This window comes from Streptomyces sp. NPDC054961, assembly GCF_053609145.1.
In genome coordinates this window covers 13,471-29,333 of sequence record NZ_JBSGWY010000033.1, presented here as the reverse complement: position 1 = coordinate 29,333, position 15,863 = coordinate 13,471, and the positions used below count along the sequence as shown (strand labels likewise).

The 15,863-nt window shown below is 71.6% G+C and carries 12 protein-coding genes; 7 read left to right on the top strand and 5 right to left on the bottom strand.

Annotated elements, in window-relative coordinates:
* Positions 1-157: 157 nt before the first annotated feature.
* Positions 158-3,487 (bottom strand): S41 family peptidase, encoded by a 3,330-nt coding sequence (locus tag ACWF9Z_RS26180; RefSeq protein WP_453605744.1) that lies wholly within the window; start codon positions 3,485-3,487, stop codon positions 158-160.
* Between the two features lie 219 nt (positions 3,488-3,706).
* Here ACWF9Z_RS26180 and ACWF9Z_RS26175 point away from each other — a divergent pair, with 219 nt between their 5' ends.
* Together ACWF9Z_RS26175 and ACWF9Z_RS26170 are read left to right on the top strand one after the other, a co-directional pair.
* Positions 3,707-4,297, top strand: a complete 591-nt coding sequence (locus ACWF9Z_RS26175) for a TetR/AcrR family transcriptional regulator (RefSeq protein ID WP_453605742.1) — start codon at positions 3,707-3,709, stop codon at positions 4,295-4,297.
* 137 nt (positions 4,298-4,434) lie between these two features.
* Positions 4,435-6,636 carry an MMPL family transporter gene (locus ACWF9Z_RS26170; RefSeq protein WP_453605740.1) on the top strand — a complete coding sequence of 734 codons (2,202 nt, stop codon included), beginning with the start codon at positions 4,435-4,437 and terminating at the stop codon, positions 6,634-6,636.
* 84 nt (positions 6,637-6,720) lie between these two features.
* Here ACWF9Z_RS26170 and ACWF9Z_RS26165 read toward each other — a convergent pair whose 3' ends face one another.
* Positions 6,721-7,143 (bottom strand): SsgA family sporulation/cell division regulator, encoded by a 423-nt coding sequence (locus ACWF9Z_RS26165; RefSeq protein WP_453605738.1) that lies wholly within the window; start codon positions 7,141-7,143, stop codon positions 6,721-6,723.
* A gap of 183 nt (positions 7,144-7,326) precedes the next feature.
* Between ACWF9Z_RS26165 and ACWF9Z_RS26160 the strand changes: the two genes are divergently transcribed.
* The 5 genes from ACWF9Z_RS26160 (at position 7,327) to ACWF9Z_RS26140 (ending at position 11,800) form a co-directional block, all read left to right on the top strand.
* Positions 7,327-8,388 carry an energy-coupling factor ABC transporter permease gene (locus ACWF9Z_RS26160; RefSeq protein WP_453605736.1) on the top strand — a complete coding sequence of 354 codons (1,062 nt, stop codon included), beginning with the start codon at positions 7,327-7,329 and terminating at the stop codon, positions 8,386-8,388.
* A gap of 1 nt (position 8,389) precedes the next feature.
* Positions 8,390-9,151, top strand: coding sequence for a cobalt ECF transporter T component CbiQ (cbiQ, locus tag ACWF9Z_RS26155; RefSeq protein WP_453605734.1), 762 nt, complete (start codon positions 8,390-8,392; stop codon positions 9,149-9,151).
* Positions 9,139-9,897 carry an energy-coupling factor ABC transporter ATP-binding protein gene (locus ACWF9Z_RS26150; protein WP_453605732.1) on the top strand — a complete coding sequence of 253 codons (759 nt, stop codon included), beginning with the start codon at positions 9,139-9,141 and terminating at the stop codon, positions 9,895-9,897. The genes cbiQ and ACWF9Z_RS26150 overlap by 13 nt, the downstream gene beginning before the upstream one ends.
* Before the next feature lie 39 nt (positions 9,898-9,936).
* Positions 9,937-11,160, top strand: a complete 1,224-nt coding sequence (locus tag ACWF9Z_RS26145) for a serine hydrolase domain-containing protein (protein WP_453605839.1) — start codon at positions 9,937-9,939, stop codon at positions 11,158-11,160.
* A 166-nt stretch (positions 11,161-11,326) separates the two neighbouring features.
* Positions 11,327-11,800 (top strand): YbaK/EbsC family protein, encoded by a 474-nt coding sequence (locus ACWF9Z_RS26140; RefSeq protein WP_453605730.1) that lies wholly within the window; start codon positions 11,327-11,329, stop codon positions 11,798-11,800.
* Between the two features lie 62 nt (positions 11,801-11,862).
* Here the strand turns inward: ACWF9Z_RS26140 and ACWF9Z_RS26135 are convergent, their stop codons facing one another.
* From ACWF9Z_RS26135 to ACWF9Z_RS26125, 3 genes are all read right to left on the bottom strand, one after another.
* On the bottom strand, positions 11,863-13,506 hold the full coding sequence (locus ACWF9Z_RS26135; protein WP_453605728.1) for a penicillin-binding transpeptidase domain-containing protein: 1,644 nt from the start codon (positions 13,504-13,506) through the stop codon (positions 11,863-11,865).
* A 264-nt stretch (positions 13,507-13,770) separates the two neighbouring features.
* Positions 13,771-14,151: a DUF4231 domain-containing protein gene (locus ACWF9Z_RS26130; RefSeq protein ID WP_453605837.1), complete on the bottom strand. Its 381-nt coding sequence runs from the start codon at positions 14,149-14,151 to the stop codon at positions 13,771-13,773.
* A gap of 318 nt (positions 14,152-14,469) precedes the next feature.
* Positions 14,470-15,564, bottom strand: a complete 1,095-nt coding sequence (locus tag ACWF9Z_RS26125; protein WP_453605726.1) for a hypothetical protein — start codon at positions 15,562-15,564, stop codon at positions 14,470-14,472.
* Positions 15,565-15,863: the final 299 nt, after the last annotated feature.

Sequence of the window (15,863 nt, the reverse complement as noted above, 5' to 3'; positions counted from 1 at the left end):
AGCTTATATTCCCAGTGTGCCTAGTTCCCCTCCGCGTCCTGTGTCGGGTCTGGGCGTTGGGGGGTGTGTGTGGGGGCGCCTCCGGGCCCCGGCGCCCCCCCCCTCGCGTGCTCCGCCCGCGCGCCCGGGGCCTACGCCCGGGGCCTACGCCCGGGGTCTACGCCCGCGGCGGCAGCTCCGGCCGCCGCCGGTCCGGTACGTCCGTGTAGCCGGGCGGCACCGCCGCCGGATCCTGTTCCAGCAGCTCCAGCGCCAGGTGCACGGCGTCGTCCATCTGCGCGTGGCGCCCTTCCGCCCAGTCCAGCGGGGTCCGCAGGATCGGCAGGTCGGGTTCCACGCCCTGGTTCTCCACCGACCAGCCGTACTCGGGGAACCACGCCGCGTTCATCGGCACCGTGATCACCGTGCCGTCGCCGAGGGTGTGCCGGCCGGTCATGCCGACCACCCCGCCCCACGTGCGCTGGCCGACGACCGGGCCGAGCCCCAGCAGCTTGAAGGCCGCCGTGATCATGTCTCCGTCGGAGGAGGTGGCCTCGTCGGCCAGCGCCACGATCGGACCCCGGGGCGCGTTGGAGGCGTAGGAGACCGGCTGGGCGTTGCGCGTCAGGTCCCAGCCCAGGATCGAGCGGGTCAGCTTCTCCACCACCAGCTCGCTGATGTGCCCGCCCGCGTTGCCGCGCACGTCCACGATCACGGCCGGCTTCGACATCTCCGCCCGCAGGTCGCGGTTGAACTGCGCCCAGCCCGAGCCGCCCATGTCGGGGATGTGCAGGTAGCCGCACCGGCCGCCGCTGATCTCGCGGGCCACCGCGCGGCGTTTGGCCACCCAGTCCTGGTAGCGCAGGGGACGTTCGTCGATCAGCGGCACGACGGCGACCCGGCGGGCACGCCCCTGGCCCTCCGCGGGCTCGAAGGTGAGCTCCACGGTGGTGCCGCCCGCCGCCGACAGCAGCGGGAACGGCCCGGCGACCGGGTCCACCGGCCGGCCGTCGACGTGGGTGAGGACCGCGCCCTCCCGGATGCCGGTGCCGGCGAGCGGGGAGCGGGCCTTGGAGTCGGAGGACTCGCCGGGCAGGATCCGGCCGACGACCCAGGCCCCGTCGCGGGCGAAGAGGTTCGCGCCGAGCAGGCCGATGGCCCGCTGGTAGTGCGGCGGCCCTTCGTTGCGGCGGGCCGGGGAGACGTACGCGTGCGAGGTGCCGAGCTCGCCGAGGACCTCGCGCATGAGGTCGGCGAACTCGTCGGGGGAGGCGACCCGTTCGACCAGGGGGCGGTACTGGCGCAGCACCCCGTCCCAGTCGATGCCGCACATGTCCGGCTCCCAGAAGTACGCGCGGATGAGCCGCCCGGCCTCCTCGAAGGCCTGGCGCCATTCGGCCGCCGGGTCCACCTCGTGCAGGATGCGCCGCAGGTCGATGTAGACGGTGGAGTCGCTGTCGCCCGACTCGGTCGCCGGGACCGCCCGCAGGTCCCCGTCGTCGTTGACCACGAGCCGGGTGCCGTCGCCGCTGACCGCGAACCAGTCCAGCCCGGAGGCCAGTTCCGTCTTGCGGGCCTTGACGAGGTCGAAGTGCTCCAGCGTCGGCTTGCCGCTGGTGTCGGCCGGGTTCGCGAAGGTCTCGCCGAGCGCGCCCGAGATGGGCCAGCGCAGCCACACCAGCCCGCCGCCGCTGACCGGGTACAGGGCCGAGTACTTGGACGCCGACACCGGGAAGGGCGTGACCCGGCTCTCCAGTCCCTCGGCCTCGACGGTGACCGTGCCGTCGCCGGAGTCGCCCTCGGCCGGGTCGAGCCCGCCGGCCGCCGGGCGGCCGTCCGGGGAGAACGCGAAGGGGGAGGGGGTCGCCGACGAGAGCGGCACCAGATAGGGACGGCAGCCCAGGGGGAAGGACAGGTCGCCGGTGTGCACGTCGTAGACGGGGTCGAAACCGCGCCACGACAGGAAGGCGAGGTAGCGGCCGTCCGAGGTGAAGACCGGGTTCTCGTCCTCGAAGCGGCCGCTCGTGACGTCCACGACCGTGTGCGATCCGGGCCCGGCGATCCGGGCCATCTTGATCTGGCGCAGCGAGCGGCCGATGCCCGGGTGCGACCAGGTCAGCCAGCAGCCGTCGGGGGAGAAGGCGAGGTCGGTGACGGGTCCGTTCTCGGAGCGGATCAGCTCGACGGCATGACCCTGGGACTCCTCGTCCCCCGGGGCGTCGGCCGCGTCGTCGGGCACGGTGATGAGCAGCAGCCGCCCGTCGTTGGAGGCGATGGCGAGCCGCTCGCCCTCCGGATCGCAGACCAGCTCCAGTACGCGGCCCAGCTCGCCCGAGGCGAGCCGGCGCGGCGGCCGGTCTCCCGAGGCCCGGGGCAGGTAGGCGATCTCGATCGCGTCCTCGCCCTCCGCGTCCGTCACGTACGCCACCTGCCCGCCGCTGCCGAGCATCTCGGGCAGCCGGACCCGCACCCCCGGGGTGTCGGCGATGGTGCGGGCGGGCCCGTCGCGGTGCGTGAGCCAGTACAGGCTGCCGCGCACGACGACGGCGCTGGCCCGCCCGGTGGCGTCGACGGAGATCGAGTCGACGTGGCTGCCGGCCGAGACCTGGTAGGTGCGGCGCCCCGCGCGGGGGCCGCCGAGGCGGACCTCCAGCTTGCGCGGGACGGCGCCGGGAGCCAGCGACTCGACGATCCACAGGTCGCCGGCGCACTGGTAGACGATCCGGGAGCCGTCACTGGAGGCGTGCCGGGCGTAGAACTCCGCGTGGTCGGTGTGCCGGCGCAGGTCCGTGCCGTCGGGCAGGCAGGAGTACACGTTCCCGATGCCCTCGTGGTCGGAGAGGAAGGCGATCCGGCCGTCCACGAACATCGGGGAGTCCAGGTGGCCCTCGATGTCCTCCAGCAGCCGCTCGCCGTGCAGCCACAGCCGGCCGGTGGCGCCGCCGCGGTAGCGCTTCCAGGCGGCGGGCTCGTGCGGGGGCTTGCCGGTCAGCAGCAGGGTGCGCCGTTCGCCGGTCCCCTCGCCGTTCCCCTCCCCGCCCTGGGTGTCCTCGTGGACGGCGATGTCGGAGACGGGCCCCCACGGGAGCTTGCCGCCGGGGCTGCCGTCGGTGGGCAGGATGTAGGCCCAGGAGAAGTAGGAGAAGGGCTGGGCGTGGGAGGAGACCGCCAGGATGTCGCTGCGGCCGTCCTTGTCGGGCGGGGTCCAGCCGCAGACCCGGGTGTCGGTGGAGCCCCAGTAACTGAGGCGCCGGGCCGGGCCGCCCGCGACGGGGGCGAGGTGGATCTCGGGGTCGAGGCTGCGCCAAGTGGTGAAGGCGATGTGCGTGCCGTCGGGGGAGAACCGCGGGTGGCCCACCCGGGTCCGGTCGACGGTGATCCGCCAGGCCCGGCCCGGAGACTCGCCGGCGGGAACCAGGGGTGCGACCCAGAGGTCGTCCTCCGTGGCGAAGCAGAGCAGATCGTCGTGGAGATGGGGGAACCGGAGGTACGCCGCGTCGTGACTCACCCCCCAATGCTTTCCGCGGGGAGGGGGGCTGGCAACTCGTACAGGTGTCCATGCGCGTCGCGGCCCGGCCCGTCGGACTCGAGGCCGGGTGGAGCGGGAGCGTGACAGATGCCACTGCCAAAACGAAACGGAACGGTTTCGTTTCGCTGGGTCCCAGGCGTATCCTCTTATCCGTACGAAACGGTTTCGTTCGGATGGCAGGTCGGGAGGAGCGCCGAGATGGTCGATGAAGTCATGTCGCGCCGCAGCCGGATCACCCCCGAGCGGGAAGCCGAACTCCACGGGGCGGTCCTCGACCTCCTCCGCGAGGTCGGCTACGAGGCGCTGACCATGGACGCGGTCGCCGCCCGTACGAAGTCCAGCAAGGCCACCCTCTACCGCCAGTGGGGGAGCAAGCCCGAGCTGGTGGCCAAAGCCCTGCGGTGTACCCAGCCGGTCTCCCTCCGGGAGATCGACACGGGCAGCATCCGCGGGGACTTCGCGGTCATGGTCGAGAACTCCGACGAGGCCCAGATGGCGAAGGACACCGCGCTGATGCGGGGCCTGACCCATGCGGTCCACGAGAGCCCCGAGCTCCACAAGGCGCTGCGGGAACTACTGGTCGACCCGGAGATCACCGGCCTGCAGGTGATGCTGCAGCGGGCGGTGGACCGGGGCGAGATCGCCCCGGACTGTCCGGCCCTGGCCTTCGTGCCGCACATGCTCATCGGGGCGTTCATCGCGCTCCCGCTGATCGAGGACCGGTCCGTCGACCGGCGTTTCCTCGGTGATTTCGTCGACGCCGTGGTCTTCCCCGCCCTCGGTGTCTGATCCGCACTTCCCGCTGTTCCGGCGAGTCGTCCCCGCGCTCGCGCTCGACCCTGCTGTTCCTGACACGCCGCTCTCGTCGTCGGACCGGCATTCCATGCCCTGTTCCATCCCACGACCCGAACGGGAGAACCACCGACGTGGCCACCTTCCTTTACCGACTCGGCAGGGGCGCCTTCCGGCGCCGCCGGTTCGTCGCCCTCGTCTGGGTGGCGCTGCTGTTCGTCGCCGGCTTCGGCGCGGCTTCGGCGTCCGCACCCACCTCAGGCTCGTTCTCCATACCCGGCACGGAGGCCCAGAAGGCCTTCGACCTGCTGGACCAGCGCTTCCCGGGGATGGCCGCCGACGGCGCCACCGCCCGCATCGTCATCAAGGCCCCGGCGGGCGAGAAGGTCGACTCCGAGGCCGTCAAGCCGCAGGTCGAGAAGATCGTCACCGACCTGAAGGACGGTCCGGGCAAGGACCAGATCTCCTCGGTCGCCAGCCCGTACGAGGCCCAGGCCGTCAGCCAGGACGGCTCCACCGCGTACGTGAGCGTCAAGTACAAGGTCAGCGGCATGGAGCTGACGGACGCCACCCGTGATGCCCTCAAGGAGTCCGGCAAGGCGGCCCAGGCCGAGGGCCTGAACGTCCAGATCGGCGGCGACGCCCTGATGGCCGCCCCCGAGACGGGCTCCGGCGAGATCATCGGCATCGCGATCGCCGCGATCGTCCTCGTCATCACCTTCGGCTCGCTCATCGCGGCCGGACTGCCGCTGCTGACCGCGCTCATCGGCGTGGGCATCGGCATCTCCTCCATCACCGCGCTCGCCAACGTGCTGGACCTCGGCTCCACCACCTCCACCCTCGCGATGATGATCGGCCTCGCGGTCGGCATCGACTACGCCCTCTTCATCGTCTCCCGCTACCGCACGGAGCTCGCCGAGGGCCGCGAGCGCGACGAGGCCGCGGGCCGTGCCGCCGGAACCGCCGGCTCGGCCGTCGTCTTCGCCGGTCTGACCGTGGTCATCGCGCTGGTGGGCCTGGCCGTCGTCAACATCCCGATGCTGACCAAGATGGGCCTCGCCGCCGCCGGCACCGTGGTCATCGCCGTCCTCGTCGCCCTGACGCTGGTCCCGGCCATCCTCGGGTTCGCCGGCAAGAAGGTGCTGCCCGCAGGCGTCAAGAGCAAGCTCTTCGGCAAGGGCAAGCCGGCCGCCGCGGGCGCCGAGCCGAAGCCCAACGGCGGTACCCGCTGGGCCCGCTTCATCCTGCGCCGCCCCGTCATGGTGCTGCTGGTCGGCGTGATCGGCCTCGGCGTCGTCGCGATCCCCGCGAGCAAGCTGGAGATGGGCCTGCCGGACGACGGCGCCCAGCCGGTGTCCACCACCCAGCGCCAGGCGTACGACCTGCTCTCCGAGGGCTTCGGCCCCGGCTTCAACGGCCCGCTGATGGTCGTCGTGGACGGGGACCAGGCGCTCGCCGACCAGACGGCCGACCGGATCAAGGGCCTGGACGGGGTGGCCGCGGTCATGCCGCCCACCCAGAACGAGGCCAAGGACGCCGCCGTCATCACGGTCATCCCGAAGGACCGCCCGTCCTCCGTGAAGACCGAGGACCTGGTCCACGAGATCCGCGACGGCAGCGGCGACGACGTCCTCGTCACCGGTGCGACCGCGATGAACATCGACTTCTCGCAGAAGATGAACGACGCGCTGCTGCCCTATCTGGCACTCGTCGTCGGCCTCGCCTTCCTGCTCCTGATGCTCGTCTTCCGCTCGGTCCTGGTCCCGCTCAAGGCGGCCCTCGGCTTCCTGCTCTCGGTGGTCGCCGCCCTCGGCGCCGTCGTCGCGGTCTTCCAGTGGGGCTGGCTCGGCTCGCTCTTCGGGGTGGAGCAGACCGGTCCGATCATGTCGATGATGCCGATCTTCATGGTGGGCGTGGTCTTCGGCCTGGCCATGGACTACGAGGTCTTCCTCGTCACCCGCATGCGTGAGGCGTACGTCCACGGCGAGCGGCCGGGCCAGGCCGTCGTCACCGGGTTCCAGTACAGCGCCCGGGTGGTCGTGGCCGCGGCCGTCATCATGATCGCGGTGTTCTCCGGCTTCATCGGATCCAGCGAGCAGATGGTCAAGATGATCGGCTTCGGTCTGGCCGTCGCCGTCTTCTTCGACGCGTTCGTCGTCCGGATGACCATCGTCCCGGCCGTCCTCGCGCTGCTCGGCCACAAGGCCTGGTGGCTGCCGAAGTGGCTCGACAAGCTCCTGCCGAACGTGGACGTCGAGGGCGAGAGCCTGCGCAAGCACCTCGGCGAGTCCTCGGACGGCTCCGACGGCAAGGACCGCGAGCTCCTCAAGGTCTGATCCGTCCGCCGGACGCAGCCGGCCCCGCACCTGTCAGGTGCGGGGCCGGTTCCCGTTTTCCGGGACGGTCGGGTCGCGTTGGGCCTAACGGGTGGCGGCGGCCTTGGGCGCGTACGTGCGGCGCAGGAAGCGCCGCAGCGCGGCGATGTCGAACTGGACCACCGCGACGCCTTCGGGGGAGTGGAACTCGACGACGGCCTGCACCCGTCCGCAGGGCCAGACGCGTACGTCGCCGGTCCCGGTCGGAGCCTGGAGACCGGCCTCGAGGAGGGCGCGGGGGAAGACCCACTCGTTGTCGGTGCCCTCGGGCGAGAGGTCCGCGGGGAAGACGATCCGCACGGCGAGGGGCTCGGCGGGGACGAAGCGCAGGGCGACCGGAATGGCCCGGTAGAGCGGGTCGTCGGTGATCACGCGGGCGCGGACCCGCTCCTCGACGACGGGATCGGGCGCGGTCGCGGTGGCTGTCGCGCTGGTGCCGGCAGGTCGATTCTCGGCGGCGGCTGACATCGACAAGACTCCTCGAATCGGAACATATATGTCCGTATTGCCCCCAGCCTCGCACATTCCCACGGATCCGCACGAGGCCATTTGTGATGCCGCCGCTCTTGCCAACGCTTCGCAATTAGGCCCTATTCTTGAACGGTTAAAGACTTAGCCGGCTCAACGGACCGCAGGAAGCGGAGCAGAACCATGCATGTGCCCGACGGCTTCATCGATGCCCCCGTCTCCCTTGCCGCAGGTGTCGCCGCCGCCGGAGCCGTGGCCGTCAGCCTCCGCGGCGCCCGCCGGGAGCTCGACGAGCGGACCGCCCCGCTCGCCGGCCTCGTCGCCGCCTTCATCTTCGCCGTCCAGATGCTGAACTTCCCCGTGGCCGCCGGCACCAGCGGCCACCTGCTGGGAGGCGCGCTCGCCGCGATCCTCGTCGGCCCCTACACGGGCGTGCTCTGCGTGTCCGTGGTCCTGCTCATGCAGGGGGTCCTCTTCGCCGACGGCGGCCTCACCGCGCTCGGCGTCAACGTCGTCAACATGGCCGTGGTCACGGTGGTCGTCGCCTACGCCGTCTTCCGCGGGCTGGTGAAGCTGCTGCCCGCCGGCCGCCGCTCGGTCACCGTCGCCGCCTTCGCCGGAGCCCTGCTCTCGGTACCCGCCGCCGCCGTCATGTTCACCCTCTTCTACGCGGTGGGCGGCACCACCGACGTGCCGCTGGGCAAGGTCTTCGGCGCCATGGCCGGCGTCCACGTCCTCATCGGCATCGGCGAGGCCGCCATCACCGCCGCCACCGTCGGCGCCGTGATCGCCGTACGCCCCGACCTGGTCCACGGCGCCCGCGGGCTGTCCGCTCCGCTCAAGCTGCGCGTCGGCGGCGAACTGGTCGACGCCCCGGCCGCCACCCCCGCCGTCCCGGCCGGCCTCGCCGCCCGCTCCACCAAGCCCGTGTGGATCACCGGCCTGGTCGCCGCCCTCGCCCTCGCCGGCTTCGTGTCCTTCTACGCCTCGTCCAGCCCCGACGGCCTGGAGAAGGTCGCCGCCGACCAGGGCATCGACCAGAAGGTGACGGAGCACGCCGCCGCCGGGTCCCCGCTCGCCGACTACGGCGTCAAGGACGTCTCCGACGCGCGCCTCTCCGGCGGCCTCGCCGGAGTCATCGGCGTCGGCGGGACCGTCGTGCTCGGCACCGCCGTCTTCTGGACCGTCCGCCGCCGCCGCGGCGCCGACCTCACGGCCGCGTCCACGGCCGTGCCGGCCGCCTGACGTGGGCGCGGGCCACGCCCACAAGCTCTACCGGCACGGGCACTCGCCGGTCCACGACCTGCCGCCGCACTGCAAGCTCGCCGCGACCTTCGGCTTCGTCGTGGTCGTCGTGTCCACACCGCGCGAGGCGGTGTGGGCCTTCGGCCTGTACGCCGTCCTCGTCGCGGCGGCGGCCGCCGCCGCCCGCATCCCGGCCGGCTTCCTGCTGCGCCGGCTGCTGATCGAGGTGCCCTTCGTCGCCTTCGCCGTCCTGATGCCCTTCGTGGCCCAGGGCGAACGGGTCGACTTCCTCGGCATGTCGCTCAGCGTCTCCGGCCTCTGGGGCGCCTGGAACGTGCTGGCCAAGGGCACCCTCGGCGTGGCCGCGTCCGTCCTGCTCGCCTCCACCACCGAACTGCGGTCCCTGCTGCTCGGCCTGCAGCGGCTGGGGCTGCCGCCGCTGCTCGTCCAGATCGCCTCCTTCATGGTCCGGTACGGCGACGTGATCACCGACGAGCTGCGCCGGATGTCGATCGCCCGCCGCTCCCGCGGTTTCGAGGCGCGCGGGATCCGGCACTGGGGCGTCCTCGCCAAGACGGCCGGCGCCCTGTTCATCCGCTCCTACGAACGCGGCGAGCGGGTGTACCTCGCGATGGTCAGCCGCGGCTACGCCGGCTCCATGCCGGTGATCGACGATGTCGCGGCCACCCGCGCCCAGTGGGCGTACGCGGCCGCACTCCCGGTGACGGCACTCGCCGTCTGTCTGGTGGGATGGACGCTGTGAACGCACCCTCTCTCGAAGTCTCCGGCCTCGCCTACGCCTACCCCGACGGCCACCAGGCCCTCTTCGGGGTCGACCTGACCGTGGGGCAGGGCGAGCGGGTGGCGCTGCTCGGCCCCAACGGCGCCGGCAAGACCACTCTGGTCCTGCACCTCAACGGCATCCTGAGCGGCGGCGTCGGCACCGTGGCCGTCGCCGGGCTGCCCGTGGAGAAGCGGAACCTCGCCGAGGTCCGCCGCCGGGTCGGCATCGTCTTCCAGGACCCCGACGACCAGCTCTTCATGCCGACCGTGCGCGAGGACGTGGCCTTCGGCCCGGCCGCCGCCGGAATGCGCGGTCCCGAGCTGGAGGCCCGGGTGCGGGAGGCCCTGGACCAGGTCGGCATGGCCGCCTTCGCGGACCGGCCCCCGCACCACCTGTCCTTCGGGCAGCGCCGCCGGGTCGCGGTGGCGACCGTACTGGCCATGCGCCCCGAGATCCTGGTGCTGGACGAGCCGTCCTCCAACCTCGACCCGGCGTCGCGGCGGGAGCTCGCGGACATCCTGCGCTCCCTGGACGTCACCGTGCTGATGGTGACGCACGACCTGCCGTACGCGCTGGAGCTCTGCCCGCGCGCGGTGATCCTCAGCGAGGGGACCATCGTGGCGGACGGGCGGACGCAGGACGTGCTGTGCGACGAGGAACTGATGCGCGCGCACCGGCTGGAGCTGCCCTTCGGCTTCGACCCGCGCTCGGTGTCCCTGGCGTAGGCCCTCGGTGGCATAAACCGCGCACGGCCGGTTGTTGGACTGCTCGTGGAGATCCAGGGTGAGGTGGCGGAGGGCTACGAGGCCGTCCGCGAGGCGTTCGTACGCAACTTCGAGGTGCTCGGTGACCGGGGCGCGGCCGTGGCCGTCTACCGCGACGGGCGGCGGGTCGTGGACCTGTGGGCCGGTACGAAGGACGCCGACGCAACCGTGGGGGCCGAGGGGGCCGACCCGGCCGAGGGGGCCGAGGGGGCCGGCGGGGGGTCCTGGACCGCCGACACCGCGCAGGTGGTGCGCTCGGCGACCAAGGGCGTCGCCGCCGTCGTCCCGCTGCTGCTCCACCAGCGGGGGCTGCTGGACCTGGACGCGCCCGTGGCCTCGTACTGGCCCGAGTTCAAGGCGGCCGGCAAGGAGCACGCCCGCGTACGGGACCTGCTCGCGCACCGCGCCGGGATCCCGGCGCTGGACCGGGGGCTGACCCCGGCCCAGGCGGTCGACGGGCACTCGGGCGCGCGGGCGGTCGCCGCGCAGCGGGCCCTGTGGGAACCGGGCACGGCACACGGCTACCACGCGCAGACGTACAGCTGGCTGCTGTCCGAGCTGGTGGCGCGGGTGACGGGCGGGACCTCGCTGGGGCAGTGGCTGGCCGGGGAGGTCACGGGGCCGCTGGGGCTGGACTTCTGGATCGGGCTGCCCGAGACGCAGGCGCGGTCCGGGCGGGTGGGCCGGGTCGCGCCGGTGGATCCGCCGCAGTCGGCGGGAGCGCTGAAGATCCGCCCGCGCAGGAACGTCTCGGAGGCCTACGCCGACCCCGACTCCCTGACCCGGCGGGCCTTCGCGGCGATCGACCCGCTGCCCGACGAGAACGCCCCCGGCTACCGGGCGGCCGAGCTCCCCGCGTCGGCGGGCATCGGCACGGCGCGGGCGCTGGCGGGCCTGTACGCGGCGCTGCTGTCCGACACGCAGGACGGTGCGCGCCTCTTCACCCCCGCGACCACCGCGCTGGCGGGCACGGAGCTCTCCTCCGGCCCGGACCGGGTCCTGGTGGTCAACACCCGCTTCGGGCCGGGCTACATGCTGCACGGCCCGGCCTCGCCGCTGCTGTCCCCGTCTTCCTTCGGGCATCCGGGCCGCGGCGGCTCGCTGGCCTTCGCGGACCCGGACGCGGGCATCGGCTTCGGCTACGTCACGAACGCGCTGGCCAAGTCGGTCACCGCCGACCCGCGCGCGCAGGCACTGGTCCGGGCGGTCCGGTCCTCGCTGTGACGCCGGCGCGGTCCGCCGCGGGCCGCCGGCCGCGGTCCGGCTCCCGGGCCGCAGCCCAGGGGGCCGGGGGTGGCGGGGTGGCCGGGGCGGCGGGGGTGATGGGACGGCCGGAGTGGCCGGGGGAGAATGCCGTGTTCCGGGCGCCGCGCCGCGTTAGCGTGGCCGCATGACGACCACCACACATCCGCTGTTCGCCGAAGCCCTCGCCGCGCTGGGCCTGGAGCCCGGGGTACGGAGTTTCCCCGACGGCACCCGGACCGCCGCCGACGCGGCCGCCGCGATCGGGTGCGAGCTCAGCCAGATCGTGAAGTCGCTGATCTTCGCGGCCGACGGGGTCCCCGTACTGGTCCTGCTGGACGGGTCCTCGCGGGTGGACGTGGAGGCGGTGCGCCGGGAGCTCGGCGCGGACGCCGTGACCCGGGCCGACGCGGCCCTGGTCCGCGAGACCACGGGCTACGCCATCGGCGGCGTCCCGCCCTTCGGGCACCGCACCCGTACCCGGGTCCTCGCGGACCGCTCCCTGCTGGCCCACGACGTGGTCTGGGCCGCCGCCGGAACCCCGCACACGGTGTTCCCGATGGCCCCGGGCGAGCTGATCGCCCACGCGGGCGCCGTGCTGGCCGACGTACGGGAGCGCTGAGGGCCGGCGGCGGCGGCGGCCGGGCAGCGGCCCGGTCGCGTGCCCCGACCGGGGCCGGCCGCTCAGCCCGCGTTCAGCACGGCCGCCACGATCGGGCCCGCCGCGTCGGCGCCGTGTCCGCCGCCCTCGACCATCGCCGCGGCCGCCACGTCACCGCTGAAGCCGGTGAACCAGCTGTCCGGGTTCTGCGCGCCGTCGACCTCCGCCGAGCCGGTCTTCGCGCCCTTGTCGGAGCCGCCGACCGCGGCCATCGCGCCCCGTGCCGTACCGCTGGTCGCCGTCAGCTTCATCATCCGTACCAGCTGCGCCGCCACCGCGGGCTTCATCGGCCGGGAGGCCTTCGCCAGCGCGCGGCCGTCCAGGGAGGCCTTGACCACGACCGGCTGGCGGAACACCCCGGTGCGGGCCGTGGCCGTGATCGAGGCCATCGTCAGCGGGTTCATCTGGATCTGGCCCTGGCCGATGTACGCGGCCGCGGCCGCCGGGCCGGTGGCCTCCGGGACCTTGCCGTCGACGGTCGGCACGCCGACGTTCCACTGGGTGCCGATGCCGAAGACCTCCCGGGCCTCCTTCGGGAGCGCGCCGATGTCGTTGACCGGCTTGATCTGCTTGATGAAGGCCGTGTTGCAGGACTGGGCGAAGCTCGTCGCGAAGGTCTCGTCGTCGAGCTTGAAGCCCTTCAGGTTCGTGAAGCGCCGGCCCTCCCAGAAGACCTCCGCCGGGCACTCGGCGACCTTGTCCGCCGCCACCAGGCCCCGGTCCAGCAGCATCGCGGCGGTCACGATCTTCATCGTGGAGCCGGGCGCGCGCCCGCCGCTGAGGGAGGCGGGGAACCCGTCCGAGCGGTGGTCGGCGATGGCCAGGACGTCCCCGGTGCTGGGCTGGACGGCGACCACCGAGGCCTGCGGGAAGCGCAGTACGGCCTTCTCGGCGGCCGCCTGCACGTCGGCGTCCAGGACGGTCTCGATCTTCCCCGGCGTGCCCTCGACCAGCGTCAGCAGGCTGCGCCGCGGGGCGTCCGGGGTGGCCGGCTCGATCCACAGCTCGGCGCCGCCGGCGCCGCCCAGCTTCGCCCCGTACTTCTGGCGCAGGTCGTCGAGCACCTTGCGCAGGGACGGGTACTTCTCGGCCGTCAGCTCCTTGCCGTTGCGGTCCACGGCCCTGACGGGCGGGCTGGGCGGGGCGCCCCCGCGCAGCCGCTCGCCCTTCTGGAGCTGCGGATGGAGCACCGAGGGGTCCCAGTCGACGAGCGGCAGCCCGGTGGTGTTGCCGCGGACCACGGAGAGCTTGGACTCGTAGGCGAGGGGCTTGGTGACCCCCTCGTAGGTGACCTCCGCCGCGACGGAGTACGCCACGGTGGTGCCGGTCTGCGCGCCGGGGGTGATCGCGACCTTCGACACGTGGGCCGCGGTCGTGAAGTCGCCCAGCGCGTCCCGGGCCACCCCCGGGTTGTTCGTCAGTTCGGCGCCCTTCGCCGCGTCCCCGGCCGACCATGCGGCGAAGAAGGCGGCGGCGGTCCGCGCGGCCTCCTCGTCGCTGACCGGCCCCGTGCCCTTGGCGGGCGCCGCGGGGCCGACGGCGCTCGTGCTCTTGCCGTCGTCCCCGCCGCTGTCGTCCCCGACCAGCGCGTACACCCCGTAACCCGCACCGCCCAGCATGGCGAGGAACACCCCGCCCACGATGGCGCCCTTTGCGGCCCCGTTCATTCCACGATCCCCGTCCCCCCCGTGCCACGGCCCCCGCTCGGTGAACGCTGAACGCGTTCAGGGAGCCCGTGGTTCAGACCATATGTCGAACGGACGCACGGTCAGGGGCGTTGTTACAGGACCGGAACCTGGACCCAACTGCCCCGCTAGACCCAGGTGTCCAGCCACATGCGGCCCCGCCAGGAGTCCATCGGGAGGGACTGGCCGGTATGGATCGGCCAGAAGTAGATGGAATTCCATCCCTCAGGGCGCCCGGGGCCCCGATCAGCCGTGGTCAAGTTGTTGTTCCCGCATGCGCTGCTCCGCACGCAGCGCCTCCACGGTGGTAGCGAATGACTTGAGATTTGCAATTTCGTTATCTTCGCCATATGGCGCGATTCCCAATTCGATCGCGGTGGCGTGCTGCTCCATACTGTCAGCGGTCTGCTGAAGATTGAAGGCCCGTTCGCGGGGCTTAAAATAGCCTGACGCGGCGGTTATTATGGTCACGGTTAATCCCAGTAGGATTAGAGATCCTTTTGCAGGTTGAGGCGGGTCGAACCATGCGGTTACTGCCGAAATTGCTGCCGAAGTGACGAATAGAGTCCACTGCATGAACAAGTGAATTTGGCGGTAGTGATGGGAATCTTTACGTAGTCGAGCGATCTCTCCGGGTAGGCGCTCTTTGTAAGAGGCCTGGCGTCTGGTACTTGCGGATGGGACGAAGTGCCGCCGTCGGATCGGAGGAGCTTGGTCCGGCCGACCGGACGGTTGGATCCCGAACTACGGATGTGAAGGCAAAGATTTCGTCGTCCTGTCGGACCCGACCGGAAAGCACCCGGACGTCGACGAGTCCAAGCCCACCTGGGTCGTCCGGATCGGCGAACTGAGCGACACCGCCAAGTCGCTCCCGGCGCCACAATCGATCGCGGTCCGGACCGCATACTTCGCCACCGACCGCTGACTCTGTCCCGAAAATCTACGTCAGTGCAGACCGAGCGTTTGCACTGACGGTGCGTCGCCCTGTGCGAGTGCTGTGGGTTGGGCTTCGCGGGCCATGGCCAGTACTGCGTCAGTGCAGTCGGCGGCGGCGCGGAGTTCGTTTCTCAAGGCGTTCAGGCTGCGTGCCATCAGGTCGACCAGCGGAAGGGTGTCCGCGAAGGACTCTGTCTCCTTGATCCGAGTGCAGGCCTGATTGATCTGCGACACGAGGAGGTACAGGGGGTCTGCGCTTGTGGCTGCGTCTGAGAGGTCGGGGGCGGTAGTGGTGTCGCGCCACTGGTTCTGCGGGGGTGGCGGGTAGAACAGGGGAGTGACTCGCTCGACGAGGAGCCGCTCGATGATGGTTGTGTCTGTGTGTTGCACCCACCCGAACAGCACTACGGCTGTGTTGCGGAAGCGGTAGACGGCGGGCGACCAGCTCCAGCCGGCGGAAGCCGCGGTGGCCAGGTCGTTGGCCAGCCATCGCAGGTAGATCAGCCGGCGGCGACGGCTGCCCTCGCCGAGGTAGATCTGCAGCTTGTTCCCGAGCCCCGAGAGCATGAGGTAGGCCTTGAATCCGGCTTGGTTTCGTTCCTCTTCGGTGGCCTCGGATGGTGGGCGGGAGGCCGTCAGCGTGTTCAGCTCATCGGCGAGGTCGCGCCAGTGGCTGGAGTTCTGGGCCAGACTCGTGAGTAGTTCTGGGGTCAGTGCCTGTTGGTCTGGCAAGGTCGTTCCGGGCTCGGGAGGTTCTTGGCTCCATCCGCTCACGGCGAGTGGGAGCGCCACCAGTCCGAGCATGCGTCCGCGTTCGGCGTTGTCCTGCCGCAGCGCCTCTTCGGCCTCAGCTGCCTTTTTCTTGCTGGCGGTTCGATCGGCCTCGGCGCGATCCTGCGACTTCTGCAGGGCTCGGGCGGCGACGGACAGGATGATGGCGATGACCGCGTTGGACAGGATGGCCTGTCCGAACTCGACCCAGTTCCAGCCGTCGCCCCACCACTCCGCGATGGCTTGCTGTCCCAGTGCGGTCAGCAGTGCAGCGATGGCCGCCGCCCCGTACAAGACAGCGGGGTGAGCCAGGATCGATCGTCGCTTGGCCATCCCGGTCTCCTCGCCTGCGTCAATCAGCCCTGGCGTGACCGGCATGTGGTTTCCCCTCGGGGTACAGGCGATCTGAAGTCCTCGTGGTACGGCAGTGTTCCACGGCATCTCAGCATTTGTTGCGAGGCCAGTGTGGGAGGCGTGAGGCGTCTGGCCTCAAGGATGCGACGTTCCTCTGCGAGTTCGAGTTCGAGTCTTAGCTTTCTGACCGGCGTTTCGTCCATCCCTCCAGGGCGATGAGACGCTGAACTCCAGAGAGCATTGCACGACTATGGCGAACGCGAGAAAAACAACACACC